At 39.3% G+C, this 2,913-nt stretch carries 4 protein-coding genes; all 4 read right to left on the reverse strand.

Annotated features, from left to right (window positions below):
- Window positions 1-1,191: AMP-dependent synthetase/ligase (locus WBN20_RS16075; protein ID WP_424282419.1), on the reverse strand; the 1,191-nt coding region annotated here is incomplete at its 3' end.
- 85 nt (window positions 1,192-1,276) lie between these two features.
- Window positions 1,277-1,741: a MaoC family dehydratase gene (locus WBN20_RS16080; protein ID WP_424282420.1), complete on the reverse strand. Its 465-nt coding sequence runs from the start codon at window positions 1,739-1,741 to the stop codon at window positions 1,277-1,279.
- 5 nt (window positions 1,742-1,746) lie between these two features.
- Window positions 1,747-2,484 carry an SDR family NAD(P)-dependent oxidoreductase gene (locus WBN20_RS16085; protein WP_424271456.1) on the reverse strand — a complete coding sequence of 246 codons (738 nt, stop codon included), beginning with the start codon at window positions 2,482-2,484 and terminating at the stop codon, window positions 1,747-1,749.
- A 108-nt stretch (window positions 2,485-2,592) separates the two neighbouring features.
- On the reverse strand, window positions 2,593-2,913 hold a 321-nt coding region (locus tag WBN20_RS16090; protein ID WP_424282421.1), incomplete at its 5' end, for a zinc-binding dehydrogenase.

Raw genomic sequence — 2,913 nt, forward strand, 5'->3', positions numbered from 1 at the left:
CCTATCTATATATAATTCTACCCCTTTGATAGCATAGCCTACCGTACCAATTATAGATCCCCCCGGTTCAGTACCATTAACGGTTAAGGTAGGAGAGGTTTCCGTTAACCCATAGGCTTCCCGTATATTAATCCCAGCAGCGCAAAAAACGCGAATTATCTTCAAGGGGCAAGGAGCTGAGCCCGTAATAATCAGACGTACATTACCCCCAAGGGCTGCACGCCATTTGCTAAAAATTAATTTATCCGCAATATCCCATTTTATCTTACCAAAAGGAGATAGTTTTTGATCCAGCTCATAATTATCTGTTAAACGAAGTGCCCAAAAGAAAAGTGCTTTTTTTACTCCTTTTAAAGCCAGGCCTTTATTATAGATCGCTTCATATACTTTTTCCAGCAGTCTTGGAACGGTTGTAAAAACTACCGGTTGCACAGAAGCCAGGTCACCGTCCGGTCCACTCAGGCTATCGGTTCCACAAAAATATATGGAGGCAGCCTTATTGAACCAGGCGAAGGAAACGGCCCTTTCATAAATATGGCACAACGGAAGAAAACTCAACACATTTTCACCGGGATGTATCGTTACAAAAGGTGCAGTTTCAAGTATAGCATGCATGATATTATTATTTGTTAGCATTACCCCTTTAGGATTACCAGTTGTTCCGGAGGTATAAATTATAGTAATCAGATCTTCCCCGGTTAATCGCCCCTTAATTTCCTCCACCTTGCTTAATCCTTCAATATCCAAAATTTCTTCCCAATAGGGCCTTCCTTCAACTTTATCAAAAGTGTAGATATTTTCTAAACTCGGAATATTCTTGCCTGCTAAGGACAGTTTGTCGTAAAGATCAAGACCTCCGCAAAATGCTGCCTTTACTTCTGCTTCATTTAAGATGTATTCATACTCCGAAATACTAATGGTTGGGTATAATGGAATACTTATAAGTCCGGCCATTTGCAGCGCAAAATCCATAATTACCCATTCGGGTCTGTTTTTATAGATTACCAGAGCTACCTTATCTCCGGGCTTCAGGCCTAATTTTAGCAAACCCGAAGCAGCTTGTTCCGAATAATTTTTTATATCCTCTGTGCTATAAGACTTCCAGTTACCTTTAGAATCCCGGGCACTTAAGGAAGCTTCAAGTGGGTTGCTGTTTAATTGATGGTAAAGAAGGTCAAAAAGTCTGGTCATTGGTTATTTAATTTAGGTTTGGTCTTGGTTTATATAAAATCTCGCTATATCTGGTGATCATTCCTCAACTGTTAAGGTAAAAAAATTACTCGAAACTTAAACTAATAAATTCAGCCACGCAGGCAGGTTTTTTGGACCCCTCGAGCTCTACTATACAATTCCATGTAATTTTTAGGCCCTTATTCCCGTACTCCTCAATTTTTTGTATGGTACAAATTAGTCTGAGTCGGCTATTTACCAAAACAGGACTTGGAAAACGTACTTTATTTAACCCATAATTTACCCCCATTTTAGTTGATTTAACCAGCAGTACGTCTTTTAATAACTTCGATAATAGTGCAAGCGACATAAAACCATGAGCCACGGGCATTTTAAAAGGTGAGTATTTTTTCGCTTTTTCAACATCTATATGGATCCATTGGAAATCCATAGTAGCTTTAGCAAAATCATTAATCATTTCCTGGGTCACTGTAAGCCAATCTCCTGCAGGCAAAGTTTGACCTTCTATTTCTCGAAAGTCGGCAAAATTCTTTAGTTCTAATTTGGCCATATTAATTATCTTGAAGTTCCACCATCTATAGTAAGGCATATACCTGAAACAAAACGTGCCTCATCTGAAGCCAGGTATAGGTAGCCATAGGCGATATCTATGGGTTGTGCTACAGTACGCAGGGGAATACTATCTTTGATTTTAGCAAAATGTTCTTCCGGTATCTTGTCTACCATATCCGTCATGGTGAAACCGGGTGCTATGGCATTGGCCGTTATGCCATACTTGCCAAATTCCATCGTCCAGGTTTTTGCCATGGCAATAACACCTGCTTTGGTAGCCGCATAATTGGTCTGTCCAAAATTACCCCTTAAACCTACATTTGATGCGGCACTTACAATCCTTCCATACGTATTGGCCTTCATATAAGGCACAACAGCCTGGGTACAGATAAATACCCCTTTCAGATTAACCTCTATAACAGCGTCCCATTCTTCCTCGCTCATTTTTTCGAGAGTCCTGTCTCTCGTAATTCCCGCATTATTAATAAGAATATCTATTTTACCATATTTTTCATTTACCTTTTTGAAGAGATTTTCTACTGCAGGTTTATCGGTTACAGAAACCTGATTATACTCTGCTTTTCCCCCGGTCTCATTTATGCTATCAGCTACCTTCTGACCTTGCGGCAGCAGGTCCATAATAATTACTGTAGCTCCTTCTTTTGCAAAGAGTTCGGATATGGCCTGGCCAATTCCACGGGCGCCTCCTGTAACTATTGCTATTTTGTCTTTTAATCTCATTTCTTATAGTTCATTAATTATGTAGTTTTTATCCGTATATGCGGAATTTTATCCTTTAAAATAAGCGGAACTTAAATCTAAAGTAAAAGTTTTCGATATAGGATAAACTTAAACTTCTATTACCAATTTGCCTCTGACCTTTCTGTTCATTATTTCCTCCAAAGCCCTGGTGGTTTCCTTCAATTCATAAGTCTTATGGATATGGGGTTTTATTCTGCCCTCATCATACCATTTCATCAACGTTCTTGTATTCTCCATATTCACTTTCGGTTTTCTCATGGCAAAATCACCCCAAAATACTCCAACTAAAGACGCAGTTTTAAGTAAAGGCAGATTTAAAGGCATTTTAGGTATTGTCCCGGAAGCAAATCCTACTACCAGATATCTCCCCTCCCATGCAATTCCTCTGAATGCCGCCTCAGAATATTC

The organism is Eudoraea sp., assembly GCF_049665975.1.
Lineage (GTDB): Bacteria > Bacteroidota > Bacteroidia > Flavobacteriales > Flavobacteriaceae > Eudoraea.